15 protein-coding genes and 1 tRNA gene are annotated in these 16,372 nt (G+C 45.3%); 9 read left to right on the forward strand and 7 right to left on the reverse strand.

Going from position 1 to position 16,372, the window contains the following annotated elements; genetic code table 11:
• Positions 1-52: 52 nt before the first annotated feature.
• Positions 53-877, reverse strand: a complete 825-nt coding sequence (locus tag P8596_RS19680; protein WP_254652221.1) for a PRD domain-containing protein — start codon at positions 875-877, stop codon at positions 53-55.
• A 129-nt stretch (positions 878-1,006) separates the two neighbouring features.
• Here P8596_RS19680 and P8596_RS19685 point away from each other — a divergent pair, with 129 nt between their 5' ends.
• Positions 1,007-1,750: an SIS domain-containing protein gene (locus tag P8596_RS19685; RefSeq protein WP_279724793.1), complete on the forward strand. Its 744-nt coding sequence runs from the start codon at positions 1,007-1,009 to the stop codon at positions 1,748-1,750.
• A 47-nt stretch (positions 1,751-1,797) separates the two neighbouring features.
• Here the strand turns inward: P8596_RS19685 and P8596_RS19690 are convergent, their stop codons facing one another.
• The gene (locus P8596_RS19690) at positions 1,798-2,523 is read right to left on the reverse strand and encodes a GntR family transcriptional regulator (RefSeq protein WP_254652223.1); all 726 of its coding nucleotides are present in this window, start codon (positions 2,521-2,523) and stop codon (positions 1,798-1,800) included.
• A 97-nt stretch (positions 2,524-2,620) separates the two neighbouring features.
• A complete protein-coding gene (gene nagE, locus P8596_RS19695; RefSeq protein ID WP_254652224.1) occupies positions 2,621-4,003 on the reverse strand; it encodes an N-acetylglucosamine-specific PTS transporter subunit IIBC in 1,383 nt (460 codons plus the stop codon).
• 229 nt (positions 4,004-4,232) lie between these two features.
• Here nagE and nagA point away from each other — a divergent pair, with 229 nt between their 5' ends.
• Positions 4,233-5,447, forward strand: coding sequence for an N-acetylglucosamine-6-phosphate deacetylase (gene nagA, locus P8596_RS19700; protein ID WP_279724794.1), 1,215 nt, complete (start codon positions 4,233-4,235; stop codon positions 5,445-5,447).
• Positions 5,428-6,177 carry a glucosamine-6-phosphate deaminase gene (gene nagB, locus P8596_RS19705; protein WP_224522085.1) on the forward strand — a complete coding sequence of 250 codons (750 nt, stop codon included), beginning with the start codon at positions 5,428-5,430 and terminating at the stop codon, positions 6,175-6,177. The genes nagA and nagB overlap by 20 nt, the downstream gene beginning before the upstream one ends.
• A 69-nt stretch (positions 6,178-6,246) precedes the next feature.
• On the opposite strand, the gene P8596_RS19710 is transcribed toward nagB, so the two are convergent.
• On the reverse strand, positions 6,247-7,602 hold the full coding sequence (locus P8596_RS19710; protein ID WP_224522084.1) for an arsenic transporter: 1,356 nt from the start codon (positions 7,600-7,602) through the stop codon (positions 6,247-6,249).
• A gap of 322 nt (positions 7,603-7,924) precedes the next feature.
• On the opposite strand from P8596_RS19710, the gene P8596_RS19715 reads away from it, so the two are divergent.
• From P8596_RS19715 to P8596_RS19735, 5 genes are all read left to right on the forward strand, one after another.
• Positions 7,925-7,997: transfer RNA gene (locus P8596_RS19715), tRNA-Ala, on the forward strand.
• 163 nt (positions 7,998-8,160) lie between these two features.
• Positions 8,161-9,564, forward strand: coding sequence for a vWA domain-containing protein (locus P8596_RS19720; protein ID WP_279724795.1), 1,404 nt, complete (start codon positions 8,161-8,163; stop codon positions 9,562-9,564).
• A 164-nt stretch (positions 9,565-9,728) separates the two neighbouring features.
• Positions 9,729-10,946 (forward strand): lactate 2-monooxygenase, encoded by a 1,218-nt coding sequence (locus P8596_RS19725; protein ID WP_279724797.1) that lies wholly within the window; start codon positions 9,729-9,731, stop codon positions 10,944-10,946.
• Positions 10,947-11,055: 109 nt separating this feature from the next.
• The gene (locus tag P8596_RS19730) at positions 11,056-11,601 is read left to right on the forward strand and encodes a GNAT family N-acetyltransferase (protein WP_254652228.1); all 546 of its coding nucleotides are present in this window, start codon (positions 11,056-11,058) and stop codon (positions 11,599-11,601) included.
• Between the two features lie 60 nt (positions 11,602-11,661).
• On the forward strand, positions 11,662-12,654 hold the full coding sequence (locus P8596_RS19735) for a potassium channel family protein (RefSeq protein ID WP_254652229.1): 993 nt from the start codon (positions 11,662-11,664) through the stop codon (positions 12,652-12,654).
• On the opposite strand, the gene P8596_RS19740 is transcribed toward P8596_RS19735, so the two are convergent.
• The 3 genes from P8596_RS19740 to P8596_RS19750 form a co-directional block, all read right to left on the reverse strand.
• Positions 12,647-13,054, reverse strand: coding sequence for a YugN-like family protein (locus P8596_RS19740; RefSeq protein WP_034763870.1), 408 nt, complete (start codon positions 13,052-13,054; stop codon positions 12,647-12,649). The two genes, P8596_RS19735 and P8596_RS19740, sit on opposite strands and share 8 nt — an antisense overlap.
• A 93-nt stretch (positions 13,055-13,147) precedes the next feature.
• Positions 13,148-14,497: a glucose-6-phosphate isomerase gene (locus P8596_RS19745; protein WP_229597290.1), complete on the reverse strand. Its 1,350-nt coding sequence runs from the start codon at positions 14,495-14,497 to the stop codon at positions 13,148-13,150.
• A gap of 235 nt (positions 14,498-14,732) precedes the next feature.
• Positions 14,733-15,896, reverse strand: a complete 1,164-nt coding sequence (locus P8596_RS19750) for an iron-containing alcohol dehydrogenase (RefSeq protein ID WP_034763865.1) — start codon at positions 15,894-15,896, stop codon at positions 14,733-14,735.
• Positions 15,897-16,096: 200 nt separating this feature from the next.
• Here P8596_RS19750 and P8596_RS19755 point away from each other — a divergent pair, with 200 nt between their 5' ends.
• Positions 16,097-16,330, forward strand: a complete 234-nt coding sequence (locus tag P8596_RS19755; RefSeq protein ID WP_034763863.1) for a DUF378 domain-containing protein — start codon at positions 16,097-16,099, stop codon at positions 16,328-16,330.
• Positions 16,331-16,372 lie beyond the last annotated feature (42 nt).

Consider the following 16,372-nt stretch of genomic DNA (forward strand, 5'->3'; position numbering starts at 1 on the left):
TGAAATTGATTTGAGTTCATTTTACAAGATGTAAGCGATACCGTCAACCCATTCACTTTAACAAACGCTGAATATGAAGAGCTATGTACGCTACCTCTGATAGGGGAAATTGAATGCCATATTCTTCCTCCAGATACCCGGCAATTTGTTCAGAACATTCATACGCCAGCACATACTTCACTTGAATGAGGTCAAGCATATCCTCATCAATGGGGTCAAACTGATCCCCCTGTTCGATCCTGTTCAAAGCAAAACGGAGGTGGGTAATCAACCGTTGATAGTTGATGCTCGACTCCTCCACCTCTATGGACAAGATGGATTCCACCTGTTCCACAAAATCTCTCAGGATCGTTGCCTGCTTCAACGATTCACTCATAGACGGTGCATCCATCTTCGCCGTATGGACATGCAGGGCGATATGAGCTGCCTCATCATCGGGAATTTCAATGCCCAGTTTCTCTTTGATTTCCGCCTTTGCCCATGAACCCACTTCATACTCTTTTTTATAGAGCAGCTTGATTTCGTTTAACAATTTATTTTGAATGGGGATCCCCTGCTGAAGTCTTTCCAATGCAAATGAAAGGTGATCCGTCAAAGCGATATGGATATGATCGCTTAAAGGTGCATTCAGATGACCTTCTGCATAGCTAATGATGTTTTCAGCGATTTCAATATGCTCCTCCGGCAAGGTAGCCAGGAGTTGCTGGAATTTCTCGGATGATTGCTCATGAAGGACAAATATCTTCTCAATTTTATTCTTTGGGATGATATCATTCCTCTTTTTCTGAAAGGCAATCCCACTTCCCATCACAATCTTCTCCTGGGGTCCATCCACCACTACGACAGCATTGTTGTTAAGTATTTTAAAAATGCGCATACATATCCTCCGTACGGTTCATTAACCTTATGTTACACGAGTTGAAGGATAGATAACAAGATAAGTGTGGCGATACAACATTTTCTTGATACATGGTATGCTGAAAGAAAAACGGAAAGCGGGAACAGAATGATACCTACATATTTTGAGAAAATCCAGGAAAAACTTCACGAGGTGCAAACGAAAGAAGCCGACAGAATGGCCAGTCTTGCCCAACGCATTTCTTCCTGCATCCAACAGGACGGCATCATCCACCTTTTCGGGTGCGGCCACTCTCACATCCTCTCTGAAGAGGTGTTCTACAGGGCAGGTGGACTGGTTCCGATCAACCCGATCTTGATCGAGCCCCTCATGCTCCACGAAGGCGCCGTACGTTCTTCTCAATTAGAAAGGGCAGAAGGATATGCGTCTGAGTTCATGAGTGGGCAGGATATTCAGCCTCAAGACGTGATGATCGTCCTTTCCACCTCAGGAAAGAACCCCGTCCCTATCGACGTGGCGCTTCATGCAAAGGAAAACAGTACCTATGTCGCTTCCATCAGTTCCTTTGACTATGTAGAACAAGAAACATCCAGGCACCCGAGCGGGAAATTCCTTAGTGAAGTGGTGGATCTTGCCATTAACAACCACTCCGTCGTAGGGGACGCTGTTTTGACCCACGAACGGGTGGCTGTTCCATTTTCACCTTCATCAACCGTCATCGGCGCTGCGATTTTGAATAGCATCATGGCCGGGGCCATCGAACATATGGCAGATGAAGGATATGAGCCGCCTATCTTCATAAGTGGTAACGTGGACGGTGCGGGTGATCATAACGAAAAGCTGATCGAGAAGTACCGAATGCGGATCCCCCTTTTAACAAAAGGACTGTAATCAAAAAAGGAGCAGGAACCCTATCATCATGGGTTCCTGCTCTTTTTTCACATTCTGTCCAGGTTGATCTTAAACTTATATTTATCCGCCCGATAAACGGATCGTACCAATTCAAAAGGGGTTCCATCTTCCAGGAAAGAATCCCGTTGGATGAAGAGCACCGGCTCCCCGCTTTTCACCTTCAGATGCTTTGTATCCGCTTCTGTCACAAGTGTCGCTTCCACTGATTGAGTGGCATGACTGATGTGAAGGTTTAACTCTCTTTCGATATAATGGTACAGGGATTTCTCCAATATTTCCTGATTCAATCCAGGAAGCAGCCTGACGGGTATATAACTCGTCTCCAAGGCCATCGGTTCGCCGTTTGCAAGGCGGATCCGCTTCATCGTATAAACTAGTTCTTCTTCCTCCAGAGAAAGAAGCTCCCGGATATCCTCCGATGCCGGGGAAATTTCGAAATGCAATAATTTATTGCCAGGCTCGAGTCCCCTGCTTTTCATATCTTCGCTAAAGCTTGTCAGTCCTTGGAGGCTTTGTTCGATTTTCCGGTGGGAGACGAATGTGCCCCGCCCTTTCTCCCTATATAAGACATTCTTATTCACCAGATTGGTAATCGCCTGTCTCACGGTCATCCTGCTGATTTTAAATGACTCAGCAAGCTCCCGTTCCGATGGCAGGGCGTCCCCCGGTTTTAGCTCTTCAGACTGTATTAAATGGTTAAGGTGTTCTTCTAACTGATAATACAAAGGAAGAGGAGAATTTTTATTAACCACGAACGGTTCTCCTTTCGATCTAACGGGTTTTATTTCATTATATCTGGCATGTATATAACAGACAACAATGCGATGAGGACAATCCCTGTCCTCTCCTTTATTTCAGCTTTCTCAGCTCGTCTGCGACAAATTCCACATCCGTTCCCACAATGACTTGAAGGTTCCGATTATTCACCTTCATCACACCTTTCGCCCCGTGAGCTTTTAACGCTTTTTCGTCTACCAGTGTGACATCATTGATTTCGAGACGTAATCGTGTGGCACAGTTATCAATGACGACCAGATTTTCTTTACCACCCAGATCTTGAAGGAAGTGAGAAGCCATGATTTCGTACTTACTATTCCCGACTGAACCTTTATCCGGTGCCACCACATCTTCATCATCTTCACGACCCGGAGTCTTCAAATTAAACGTCTTGATCAAGAAAGTGAAGAGCAGGAAGTAGATGATCCCGTAAAGAATTCCGACTCCAAGTAGCAGCCAAGGTTTTTGACCAATTTTGAAATTAAGGATGTAGTCAAAGGCACCCGCCGAGAAACCGAATCCATGATGAATGCCAAGTACATAGGTAACGACCATAGAGCTCGCCGTCAGGACAGCGTGAATCCCGTAAAGGACAGGAGATAGGAACATGAAGCTGAATTCTATCGGCTCAGTGATCCCTGTTAAAAAAGAAGTGACGGCGAGTCCGATTAACATCCCTGCTACATTGGCACGCAGATGTTTTTTGGCCGTCACGATCATGGCGAGACACGCTGCCGGAAGACCGAACATCATGATCGGGAAGAAGCCGGTCTGGAACGTTCCGGCGGTAGGATCCCCTGCAAAGAAGCGTGGAATATCCCCTTTCACGACTTCACCCGCTGCATCTTTGAATGTACCGAATTCAAACCAGACGAGGGTATTCAATACATGATGCAGTCCAACCGGAATCAGGAGACGATTCAGCAGGCCGAACACACCGACTCCCGCCGCACCTGCACCGATGATCCATTCACCGATGGAATTGATCCCGCTTTGGATCGGTGGCCAGATGATACCGAAGATCCCTGCGAGTACAACCATGGATGCTGCCGTCACAATCGGAACGAAACGTCTGCCTCCAAAAAATCCGAGCCATGCCGGAAGTTTAATATCATTAAAACGGTTATATAATAAGCCTGCCACGACTCCGGATATAATCCCTCCGAAAATCGCCATATTGGAATCGGGATCCAGGGCTTTTAAACCGCCCGTCAGTACCAAATAACCAATGGCACCGGCCAATCCGGCTGTACCATTTCCATCTTTCGAAAATCCGATCGCCACACCGATCGCAAAGATTAAAGCTAAATTCTTAAATATGGCATCTCCTGCTTCAGACATGAACGCGATTCCTAATAGATCATCCTGACCCAGGCGCAGCAATAAGGCTGCTGCCGGAAGAACCGCGATGGGAAGCATGAGTGATTTACCGATTCGTTGTAAAAAACCTAACATACTATTCTCTCCTTTAGTTTCAATTGAAAGCGCTTAGACAGAATCATATCATTAAAAAGGAATAGATGTCTATACCAATTTATTCATTGGGACTTATTGCTTTATAGGTTTGTATAGGTTCCCAAACTAATTTTACATGTAAAATATTCATTCAATCCTCTAACTGGTATAGACATCTATACTTACTGGTGGTATTGTAGAATGGTAAAGTACACAAGGAGTGATTTCAATGACCTCAAATATAGAAAAACTGCTGATACTGAATGGAACGATCTATGCAGAAGATAAAGTGTATGAAAAAGGCTATATCAAAATAGAAAATGGCATGATCACCGAATTGGGTGAACGCTCCCGTTTGACCGGTATAGAAGAGTTTAAAGTGATTTCCCTTCCCCATGGGTATAGTGTGGTCCCGGGAATGATAGATATTCATATCCATGGCGTAAATGGAGCCGATACCATGGATGCGACCAGGGAAGCCCTTGATACGATGACCGGGACTCTTCCGAAAGAAGGGACCACGAGCTTCCTCGCCACAACCATGACAGAAGAGTCCGAGTCAATCGAAAAAACATTGAAGAATACTGCAGATTATATGGCCAATCATCAAAAAGGCGGTCAGGCGGAAATTCTGGGACTTCACCTGGAAGGACCGTTCATCAACCCTGACCGGGCAGGCGCGCAGCCTCTCGATCGAATTCAAAAGCCGAGTGTCGACATATTTAAACGCTGGCAGACACTCTCTCAGAACCAAATAAAATTAGTCACCCTCGCCCCCGAGCTTGATGAGGATCATGAACTGATCTCTTACTTAAAAGAAAACGGGATCATCTCTTCAGTGGGCCACTCCAGTGCAACCTTCGATGAAGTCGGGGAAGCCATCGACGCCGGCTTGTCCCATGTGACCCATTTGTTTAATCAAATGTCAGGCCTGCATCATCGTGAGCCCGGTATTGTCGGGGCATCCTTCCTTCGACAGGAACTGATGGTGGAATTGATTACAGACGGCATCCACGTCCGCCCTGAAGTGATTCAACTCGCTTTTAATCAGATCACAGATGAACGCTTGATCCTTATCACCGATTCCATGAGGGCGAAATGTCTGAAGAATGGTCAGTATGAGCTCGGCGGCCAGATGGTGACGGTCAAGGATGGGAAGGCTTTATTGGATGAGGACACATTGGCAGGAAGCGTCCTGAAAATGAAAGATGCTTTCACAAACATTCAAACATTCACAACGGGCGATATGAGGAGTGCCATTAAAATGACCTCAGAAAATCCGGCAAGGCAATTGAATGTGTTTAACCGGAAAGGAAGCCTTTCCCCCCTTAAAGATGCAGACATCGTCATACTGGACGAAAACAAAGATGTATATGCCACAATATGCAAAGGGAAAACAGCCTATCTTCGAGAGGATGAAACTCATGAAACTAATAGAAGTTAAAGACTACCAGGAAATGAGTCATGTCGCTGCGGACTATCTGTTATCCAAGGTGAACAAAAACAAAAAAATTACCCTGGGACTAGCCACAGGAGGCACACCCCAAGGTCTTTATAAAGCATTGATCGCTGACCATCAGGAAAATAACACCTCCTATCAGCAGGTGTCTTCTTTCAATCTGGATGAATACATCGGACTGTCCGGCGATCATCCCAACAGCTACTGTCACTATATGAATGAGAACCTATTCAATCATATTGATATCCCGTTAGAAAACACACATATTCCTTCAGGGAAAGCCGCCGATCTTGACGGGGAATGTGAAGCGTATGATGAAAAGATCCATTCCGAGGGAGGAATCGACCTTCAGGTACTGGGAATCGGAAGCAATGGACATATCGGATTCAATGAGCCGGGCACTTCTTTTGACTCTCCCACCCATATTGTCGAGCTTACACAATCCACCCGTGAGGCCAATGCCCGCTACTTCGATTCCATCAATGACGTGCCGACGCATGCGATTACAATGGGTATCGCCTCCATTTTAAAAAGCAAAGAAATCCTTCTTCTCGCCTCTGGCCACTCTAAACAGAAGGCATTAAAAAAGTTAGTGGAAGGTGAAATATCAGAGGACTTTCCTGCGTCTGTCTTGAATCGCCATTTGAATGTGACGGTGATCGCCGATAAGGAAGCACTGGCTCTGGTGAAAGATCATAAATTGATGACTAGATGAAAGGGTAAGGATGTAAAAATAAAGCATGAAAAAAAGCGGTGAACAATCCAATGTTCTCCGCTTTTTTTATCATGCAAACACCATTTGTACCCAATAGTATAACAGGAATAAAGTAAATACCGTTGCAGCGGGGATGACGATCAAGGAGACACTCAAGTAATCCTTCCAGTTGACTTTAATATGATTTTGTCTCAGGATATGCATCCAGATAAGTGATGCCAGGGTGCCTATTGGTAAAAGCAGGGAACCGATATCACTGCCGATGACATTGGCAAGATAAATGGTTTTAAGCGTTATGGGGTCCAGTCCCATTTCCGTCAATGTTATCGTCCCGACCATGAGTGCAGGGTGATTATTAAAGATATTTGAAAGAATCGAAACCAATCCCCCCATGGTGAAGCTCGCCTGCAGGAGTCCCTGGTTGACGATCGGTTCACAAAGCGCAACCAGCATATCCGTCAACCCTGCATTATGCAATCCATAAATGATGACATACATGGAAAACGCAAAGATCAGAATATGCCAAGGTGTTTTTTTCAATATATCCAATGGGTTAGTACCCAAATGGTACCATCTCCATAACAGGAGTACGGTTGATCCAAGTACCGCAACCAATTCAATCGGGATCGCAAAGAAGGAAGCGACGAAAAGGAGACAGCGCATGACGAAGACAAACAGTAGCACTTTCAACATGAAGGCTGTTCGCTTTTTCTTGGTTTCCACTGAAATCGTCCCTTTCAGTGGATGGAAATTCTTCGTGAAAAATCTCTCTTCCACATCATGTGTGGACCTTGGTAATGTCTTCGGTAATTTATTCTTTAATACGATGAACATCAGCACTGACATGAACACCAATCCTAATGTCGCAGGTACAAACATCATGGCCGTATGCATGTAGAGGGTCATATGAACAATCTCCAGTGCAATCAAGTTCACAATATTACTTACTCCAATCGGGGCACTAGAAGCGGTGGCAATCAGAGCACCACTCAATAGATACGGAATCATTTCATGGGGTTTTAGTCGAAGATTTTTAAGAAGCAGAATCAGGATGGGGGTTGTAATGAGAATACTTCCATCGTTATTGAATAACAGGGTCATGGTGAAACAAAGCAATTGAATGTACCAATATAAGCGATATCCTGAGTATTTAGACCATTTCACCATACGGGCAGCCACCCAGTGAAAAAAACCGAAGCTTTCTAAAATGACTGCCATGACAATGGTTGCCATGATCGTAATAGACGCCCCCCCTATTTTATCGATGATATCTGCAACGTCAGAGAAGGATACAGTCCCCATCATAAAGATGATCAACGCCCCTACTGATGCAGGCCATGCCTCATTCATCCCACCGGGCCTCAAAAAAATCACTACCATCGTCATCACGAATACAAATATCGTCATTCCTATCGTGAAAGACATATTTATTCTCCTTTCTAAATGATCGGCATGCACAGTTTGATCTGCATGTCCCATTCCCTATATGTATATTCACCCCTATAGAAGTGGACTGGTTTTTCACCTAAATCTAGCAAAATGTATGTTTGTCACTCTAGTATATTTGCCGGTCCGTGACAGGTGCGGAGGAAGCATGGCGGTACAATTATTAAACAAACGCCCTTATATAGTTTCAGGAGGGACCAAGCCCTGTATAATGAATTTTTTTAAGCAAAGCAAAGAATATTTCAAAAAAGCATTGACGGAAGGCATGAACATTTCATATAATAAATCTTGACCGAATCACGGGGCATTAGCTCAGCTGGGAGAGCGTTTGGCTGGCAGCCAAAAGGTCAGCGGTTCGATCCCGCTATGCTCCATACCGAAATGACATAAAAAGGCGTCCTTATTTATACAATAAGGACGCCTTTTTTATTGTGTTGAAAATGGGTTTATTGTCCTGGTTCTAAGGGTAGTAGATAAAAAGTAAATTTATGGATAAAATATGACGTTGTATGACTCTATCCGCAAAAGGAGAATGATATGAAACCCATAAAGCCTCTATTTCGTTTAGCCTTGTTACTCCTCCTTCTAACAGGATGTCAGGGAGATGCAGAAAATGCCGCTACTAAGGAAAAAGGCGGACAGAATCCCGGTCAACCTGCCCAGGCTTCCAAGGATGTGGACTTATCAAATACCCCGGAAGAATGGATCAATGAGGATGAGGGCGAACTCTATCAAAAATACATAGAAAAGAAAAGCTGGTCCAAAGAACCCGAAGCCTATAAAAAAGCTACAGGGAAGGCCATCGATGAATATATGAAGAACATCGTTACGAAAGAAACGGAGAAATGGACCGAACAAAATTGGACACAGTCCATCCTCTCAAGCCTCCAGACGGGGTACGGTGATATTGCCTCTGAGCTTGAAAACTATGAGGTCGTATATGAGGAAATGAAGCTTCCCGATGGTAGACTTCTGCAGGATGTCCCGATGGATGAAAGCACCGAAAAAGAAGACAAAAAGGTGAATGTCGCCTTGTTGATCGATTCAAGCGGAAGTATGAAAGCCGACGTGGATGGTGAAAGCAAGATGTCCCTTGCCAAGGATAGCCTGAAAAGCCTCGCAAAGGAGTTACCCGAATCCGTGAATGTTTCCCTGATCGCGTTCGGACATAAGGGAACAGGCAGTGATGCCGATAAAGACATGTCATGTAAGGCAGTCGCGTCTATCTATCCCCTTCAACCGTATGAGGAGGGCGCCTTCTCGGAATCACTGAAGAAATTCGATCCGAAGGGCTGGACCCCACTGGCATCAAGCATCGAATTGGCCAACGAACAACTTACTTCCCATAGTGACGAAAAGACGGAGAACTTCATCTATGTCGTGAGCGATGGAATCGAAACCTGCGATGGGGATCCCGTGGCTGCTGCCAAAAAGGTGAAGGCGGACAATACCAATGTCAAAATCAATATTATCGGATTCGATGTGGACTCAGAAGCCGACGGGCAATTGAAGAAGGTGGCAGAGGCCGGTGGCGGAGAGTACTCCTCTGTGAAATCGAAACAAGAATTGTCTGAAATTGAGAACGTGTGGAAAGAAGTCATCAATAAAAATACGTGGAGATGGTGGGCTGTCAATCGGTTCAGTGATAATGTTTGGACGACAGTCGATCATTATAATGCCTTGAGGGATATCGTCTCTACCTATCAAACGATGATTCGGAATGAAGAAAACAGGATGATCCAGATTCTCAATCGCCTGGAAAAAGAGGAGCTCATTGATTCAGAGAAACGCTCTGCCATCTCTTCTCTCCTGGATGACCGTCAAGAGAAAATCAGGAACTACCTGAATGACCTGGAGTCCAATAAGCACGAAGAAGTGAAAACCGTTTCTGATGAGCTGGATAAACGATTGGATGCGATCAAAAAGCAGGTTGGGATATAAACTGGGAGCCGGTCATATGACCGGTCTCTTTTTTCGTGTGATTTGATTGACTTTTCTGAATACTGTAAGTACCATTTTCTTTATAAGGAAAAGCACGCCGATTACATACGCTTCCTTTTGACGATTGCATTTCTTCCGGCAGAGATGAAAGGAGAACAAAGATCATGAATCAGTATGGAAACCAAGTCCAAAATGAAATTTATCAAAGGAAGGTCCGTCCCTCCATCCCTTTCCGGTTTGAAGAGCTGGAACAAATGGCACGGGAAAAGCTTGAGGACGGCCCGTTTTATTATGTGGCGGGAGGTGCAGGCGGTGAGGGGACGATGCACGCGAACAGGAGTGCCCTCGACCGCTGGCAGATCGTCCCCCGTATGCTGAATAATGTCGAGAACCGCGACCTGAACGTGACTTTATTCGGGGAAACCTACTCCTCCCCCCTCCTCCTTGCACCGATCGGAGTACAATCCATCGTTCACCCTGATGGGGAGCTGGCGTCAGCCCGCGCGGCGGCATCCATGAATGTCCCGTTCATTGCAAGTTCAGCGTCTACTTACTCCATGGAAGAAATCGCTTCCGTCATGGGGGAGTCCCCAAGATGGTTCCAGCTGTATTGGAGTAATGACCTTGAGATTGCAGCAAGTATGCTTCAGAGGGCTGAAGCGTCAGGATACTCCGCTATCGTCGTGACCCTTGATGCCCCGATGATGGCGTGGCGTGAATACGACCTTGAAAACGCCTATCTTCCCTTTTTGTCGGGAGAAGGAGTCGGTAATTACGTGAGCGATCCTGTCTTTCGTTCAAAATTGAAAGAACCCCCTGAAGTCGACCGGAATGCAGCTGCCATCCTCTGGTCCCAAGTGTTTGGCAATGCAAGACTGACATGGGATGACCTGGACTTTCTGCGTGTACATACGAGTCTGCCGATCCTGCTGAAAGGCATTCTCCATCCCGACGACGCCAAGCTTGCCATCGACCGGGGAATGGATGGAATTATCGTATCCAATCATGGTGGAAGACAGGTTGACGGGGCCATCGGAGCCTTAGACTCTCTGCCCGTCATATGCGACGTCGTGAACGGGCGTATCCCTGTGCTCTTTGACAGCGGGATCCGGCGTGGAGCCGATGTCGTAAAAGCCCTTGCCCTCGGAGCAGATTCCGTTCTCATAGGCAGGCCCTATATGTACGGTCTGACCCTGGCAGGTGAACAAGGGGTGAAAGAAGTGATCCGGAATATATTGGCCGATCTCGATTTAACATTGGCCCTTTCAGGTCAATCATCTGTTTCCGAATGTGATGCCTCCCTTTTGAAAGACGTGAAGGACGGTTCATTTCATTCAAAGAAAGGGTGGAACGCACAGCCAACTGCAGGATTCAAGTCATAGTGAAGGAGCCTCTGTCCAATTCGGCAGAGGCTTTTTCGCGCAGATGATATTAGCCCCCTGCCAAGGGTTTTTCCATGGTATACTTTCTTCTATAAAGGGGTTGATAAATATGGAAAAATATCCAGAATTTAAAACAGAGAGATTGGTTCTAAGACAGATTGCAATGGAAGATGTCGATTTTCTTTATGAACTTTATACGTCCGTGGACGTTCTCCGCTATTTCGGCATGAGTCCGATAGAATCAAAAGACGTGGCGGTCAGCATGGTTGAAAACTATGAAAAGCACCTGGAATCAGGCGGTCCCATGCGTTGGGCCATCGTGGAGAAAGATTCCAACAAGATGATCGGGACATGCGGTTTCCATGGCATTTCGAAGGCTTATAAACGCTGCGAAATCGGATATGACCTTCATCCCAGCCATTGGGGTAAGGGAATCATGGGTGAAGCCCTGGCCCCACTACTCCATTACCTTTTTTCAGAAAAAGGAATGATTCGTATAGGAGCAGTGATCGTTCCTTATAATAAGGCATCGGCCCGGGTAGTGGAGAAGCTTGGATTCAAGCAGGAAGGTTTGCTGAGGGAATATATCCTACAGGATGACCAGGCATTTGACGCATATATGTACAGTTTATTGAAGAAAGAATGGCTGGATTAGTTATGAGACGAACCTGAATAGGAAATAATGGTCAGTGCATATGAAAAAGGAGCTGGTAGAATGGTACAGCAATTGTTTCATGGGTTCTTGCGCTGGCCCTTAGTTATTCGGATCTTCATGATTGCCATCACGCTGATGCTATCTTTCGGCACAGTCATTCATTTTATAGAACCTGATACTTTCCCTTCGCTATTTGACGGGATCTGGTGGGCCATCATTACAACGTCAACCGTGGGTTATGGAGATTTCGTCCCATTAACATGGGAAGGACGATTGCTTGGGATTGTACTCATCCTGGTTGGTGCAGGTTTCCTTTCAACCTATTTCGTCACACTGGCAGCCGAAACCGTCATGACCCAGAATGCCTATCTGGAAGGAAAGGCAACATATAAAGGAAAAGAACATGTCATCATCGTAGGCTGGAATGAGCGTGCACGGGAAGTGATCAATCAGCTGACCTCCCTTCAGTCAACCTGTGATATTATCCTGGTCGATGAAACCCTCCAAAAGAACCCCTATAACAATCATCATATCCATTTTGTAAAGGGGACTCCTTTCAAGGATTCCATCCTGAAGAAAGCCAATTTGAATGAAGCATCGATTGCCATCATCACAGCCGATCAAAATAAAGACGAAATGACTTCTGATATGAATTCGGTCCTGACCCTCCTTGCCATTAAAGGAAATCATCCCGGACTATATACCGTGGTCGAAATTCTCCAGAAGGATCAAGTCGCTAATGCGAAACGGGCCGGTGCCGATGAAGTCATCCAGACCAATATGCAGACAAGCTACGTAATGATGAATAGCATCATATCCCAGGGGATGTCCAAAACGATCTTAAAGCTGTTGAATCACCTTAAAGGAAATAATCTGAAGCTGATCCCTGTTGCAAAAGAGTACATCAATGAAAACTTCCATTCCCTTAGTGGACACCTACTCAAGCACAACATCATCCTTCTCGGCATTAAAAAAGGAGAAAACACATCCGTGAATCCTCCTTTAACGACGATTGTTGAAGAATCAGACGAACTTCTTGTGATTTCTAACTAGAAAACAGAGTGGTCTCAAGTTCCTTCACAAGTTCCTTCCCAACGGCAATGTACTTTTCAGGAAAACTTGCATCGGGATCCTGTGGCTCTGAAAATTGATTGACAGAACCGGAAAAGTTCCCTGTCGACGCAAAGTCGTCCAGGCCAATCTGGTATTTATGAGAAAGAAGGAACGGTTTACCGAATTCAACGGTAGCTCCCCTTGAGTCCAGTTGCCCGTCTACTGAGGTAAAAGGCACTCTTAGAAATTGATACCCGACCTCGTCATCAATTTTATAATCGAAGTAGCCGTGATCGTAATCCCAGTTACCGCCGATCGAATATCCAAGCGGCTTTAGTAGCTGTTCCAGTTTATACAGTTGATAATGCTGTCCTTCAATGCTTGATGAAAGCTCAATCACGTGGATGCATCCCCTTTCTTTTAGGGATAGTTTCTCCTAAAAGAAAAGAAAAATGTAAAAAGAGCACTGAGATTTACTCAGTGCTCTTGTTCATTATTTCAGGCGTTTTTCAAGCTCGGCTTTCTTCTCTTCAAAGCCTGGTTTACCAAGAAGGGCGAACATATTCACTTTATATGCTTCCACTCCGGGCTGATCGAATGGATTCACACCAAGAAGGTATCCACTCATGGCACATGCTTTCTCGAAGAAGTACACCAGGTAACCGAATGTGTAGGCATCCATTGCAGGAATTTCCACGATCAGGTTAGGTACCCCTCCATCTGTATGGGCAAGCAGTGTTCCTTCAAATGCTTTATTATTCACGAAGTCCACAGTTTCACCTGCAAGATAGTTCAATCCATCCAGGTCACTTTCCGCTTTCTCGATTTTCAGCTCATGACGGGGCTCTGAAACCTTGATGACTGTTTCGAAAATGTCACGGCGTCCTTCCTGAACGTATTGTCCAAGAGAATGAAGATCTGTCGAGAAGTTTGCAGAAGAAGGATAAATCCCTTTTTGGTCTTTTCCTTCACTTTCACCGAACAGCTGCTTCCACCATTCAGCAAAGTACTGTAATCCCGGCTCATAGTTGATGAGCATTTCGATTGTCTTGCCTTTGTTGTATAGTGCATTACGAACAGCAGCATATTGATAAGCAGCGTTTTCCGTCAGCTCGGAATTGCTGAAATCTTCACGGGCCTGCGCAGCACCGTTCATCATCGTCTCGATTTCCACTCCGCTGACGGCGATTGGAAGCAATCCTACTGCTGTCAGGACAGAATAGCGTCCTCCAATATCATCTGGAACGACGAATGTTTCATAGCCTTCGTCTGTCGCCAGTGTCTTCAGTGCACCCTTCGATTTATCCGTAGTGGCATAAATACGTTTACGTGCTTCTTCCACCCCGTACTTTTCTTCCAACATATTGCGGAAGATACGGAAGGCAAGGGCAGGTTCAGTCGTCGTACCGGACTTTGAGATCACATTGATGGAGAAGTCTTTTCCATCAAGAAGATCCATTAAGTCTCTCATGTATGTGGAACTGATGTTTTGTCCAACGAATAACACTTGTGGAGTGGAACGCTTATCTTTCGGAAGAGCGTTATAGAAGCTGTGGTTCAGCATCTCAATCGCCGCACGCGCCCCTAGGTACGATCCACCGATACCGATCACAAGAAGGATATCGGAATCATTCTTGATTTTCTCCGCTGATTTCTGAATGCGTGAAAATTCTTCTTTGTCGTAATCTACAGGAAGATCGATCCAACCAAGGAAGTCGCTCCCTGCACCTGTTTGTTCATGTAGTGAATGATGGGCAACCTTAACCGCATCACTTAAGTATGTAAGTTCGTGTTCTCCAAAAAACGATAACGCTTTTGAATAATCAAAACGAATGTGTGTCATAACCATCCTCCGATTAAAATATTTTCTTCTATCTCACTTTATCGAAAGCTGACCCGAGAATCAAGAAAGCCCCCTCTATGTAAGCGTGTGCACGAAAAACTTTTTATCCACCATAACTCTCACCCGCTTATATTCCCCTAATTCCTGGGAAGAAAACCCGATATTTTTGGAATCTGCCGAGTAAAACAAAAAAGAGGGACGGACCTTTACCCAAGGTCCGTCCCTCCCCACTACATTATAGAGATGCTCTTAAAATCGCAAGGACGTCGTCTTTGTTTAGTTTATTGAAGTTACCGAATTCGCCGTTGACCATGGCTTTGTCTGCCATAAGGTCTAATTGGCTGTCGTCGATGTCATAGTCCGCCAGGCGTGTAGGTGCACCCAGGCTTGACCAGAATTCGCGAAGCTTTTCGATCCCTTCAAGCGCCACTTCCTCTTCCGATTTGCCGGCTGGGTCGACGTTGAATACACGTTCAGCCATTTGGGCGAATCGTGATGGATTCACTTTCAGGTTATGCTTCATCCAGTTCGGGAACAGGATTGCCAGTCCACCGGCATGAGGAATGTCATATACTGCTGACACGGCATGTTCGATGTTATGGCTTGCCCAGTCACCGTTATAACCCATTTGCAGCATTCCGTTAAGGGCAATCGTACCGGAGTACAGAATCGTCTCACGAAGCTCATAGTTTTCAAGATCATCAATCAGCTTCGGAGCTGTTTCGATCACTGTTTTCAGAACAGATTCACACATGCGGTCTTGAAGCGGTGTGTTTGTAGCATTATTGAAATACTGTTCAAACACGTGACTCATCATGTCCACCATGCCATAGATGGTGTGATCCTTTGGTACGGTAAACGTATTTTCAGGATCCAGGATGGAGAATTGAGGGAACGTCACCGGGCTTCCCCACCCATATTTCTCGTTTGTTTCCCAATTCGTGATAACCGATCCGGCATTCATTTCAGAACCAGTTGCAGCTAGAGTAAGCACTGTTCCAAATGGAAGGGCTTCTTTTGCAAATGCTTTCTTCGTGACCAGGTCCCATGCATCTCCATCATATTTAGCACCTGCAGCGATGGCTTTCGTACAATCGATGACGCTTCCGCCGCCGACGGCCAGGATAAAGTCGATGTTCTTCTCCTTAGCGATTTCCACTCCTCGTCTTACTGTAGACAGACGTGGATTTGGCTCAACTCCGGATAATTCAAATACTTCACTATCAATCCCTTTCAGAACTGACATGACTTGATCGTATAGTCCGTTACGCTTGATGCTTCCTCCGCCGTACACGACAAGCACCTTTTTACCATATTGAGGCACCAATTCTTTCAATTGTTCTACTTGTCCTTTACCAAAAATTAATTTAGTCGGATTGTAAAATGTAAAGTCATTCATTTTTGTTACCTCCTTGTATTCTATAAGGGCCGATTTATTTCGTTACCCAAAATGTTCTTAGCACATTTTCTATTATCGAATATATCATCCCCAAATTGCAAAGAACTTGCACAAGGAAATTTTACTATGGGCAATATGAATAGGAATGGACTCAGGGGGAAACTTATGAATGAGCCATTGAATAGAAGGAGGAAAACAACATGAGTGGTATTCAGCGTATTGCTTTGGTTCTTACGATCATTGGTGCTATCAACTGGGGACTTATCGGTTTCTTTCAATTCGATCTTGTTGCAGCCATCTTTGGCGGACAAGATGCAGCTCTATCCCGTATCGTTTACGGTTTAGTCGGAATTGCCGGCCTTATCAACCTTGGTCTGTTATTCAAACCAACGGAAGAGCTTGAAAGAGAACCGCATACAGAGCCGACAAGATAAAATAAGAACCTTAACTAAAAAGGTGACCCACCCCGGGTCACC

It is taken from the genome of Rossellomorea sp. DA94 (genome assembly GCF_029834455.1).
Classification (GTDB): Bacteria; Bacillota; Bacilli; order Bacillales; family Bacillaceae_B; genus Rossellomorea; species Rossellomorea vietnamensis.

Coding starts and splice junctions, on each gene's coding strand:
- P8596_RS19680 (WP_254652221.1), bottom strand. CDS start 877: ATGCGCATTTTTAAAATACTTAACAACAATGCTGTCGTAGTGGTGGAT.
- P8596_RS19685 (WP_279724793.1), top strand. CDS start 1,007: ATGATACCTACATATTTTGAGAAAATCCAGGAAAAACTTCACGAGGTG.
- nagE (WP_254652224.1), bottom strand. CDS start 4,003: ATGTTAGGTTTTTTACAACGAATCGGTAAATCACTCATGCTTCCCATC.
- nagA (WP_279724794.1), top strand. CDS start 4,233: ATGACCTCAAATATAGAAAAACTGCTGATACTGAATGGAACGATCTAT.
- nagB (WP_224522085.1), top strand. CDS start 5,428: ATGAAACTAATAGAAGTTAAAGACTACCAGGAAATGAGTCATGTCGCT.
- P8596_RS19710 (WP_224522084.1), bottom strand. CDS start 7,602: ATGTCTTTCACGATAGGAATGACGATATTTGTATTCGTGATGACGATG.
- P8596_RS19720 (WP_279724795.1), top strand. CDS start 8,161: ATGAAACCCATAAAGCCTCTATTTCGTTTAGCCTTGTTACTCCTCCTT.
- P8596_RS19725 (WP_279724797.1), top strand. CDS start 9,729: ATGAATCAGTATGGAAACCAAGTCCAAAATGAAATTTATCAAAGGAAG.
- P8596_RS19730 (WP_254652228.1), top strand. CDS start 11,056: ATGGAAAAATATCCAGAATTTAAAACAGAGAGATTGGTTCTAAGACAG.
- P8596_RS19735 (WP_254652229.1), top strand. CDS start 11,662: ATGGTACAGCAATTGTTTCATGGGTTCTTGCGCTGGCCCTTAGTTATT.
- P8596_RS19745 (WP_229597290.1), bottom strand. CDS start 14,497: ATGACACACATTCGTTTTGATTATTCAAAAGCGTTATCGTTTTTTGGA.
- P8596_RS19750 (WP_034763865.1), bottom strand. CDS start 15,896: ATGAATGACTTTACATTTTACAATCCGACTAAATTAATTTTTGGTAAA.
- P8596_RS19755 (WP_034763863.1), top strand. CDS start 16,097: ATGAGTGGTATTCAGCGTATTGCTTTGGTTCTTACGATCATTGGTGCT.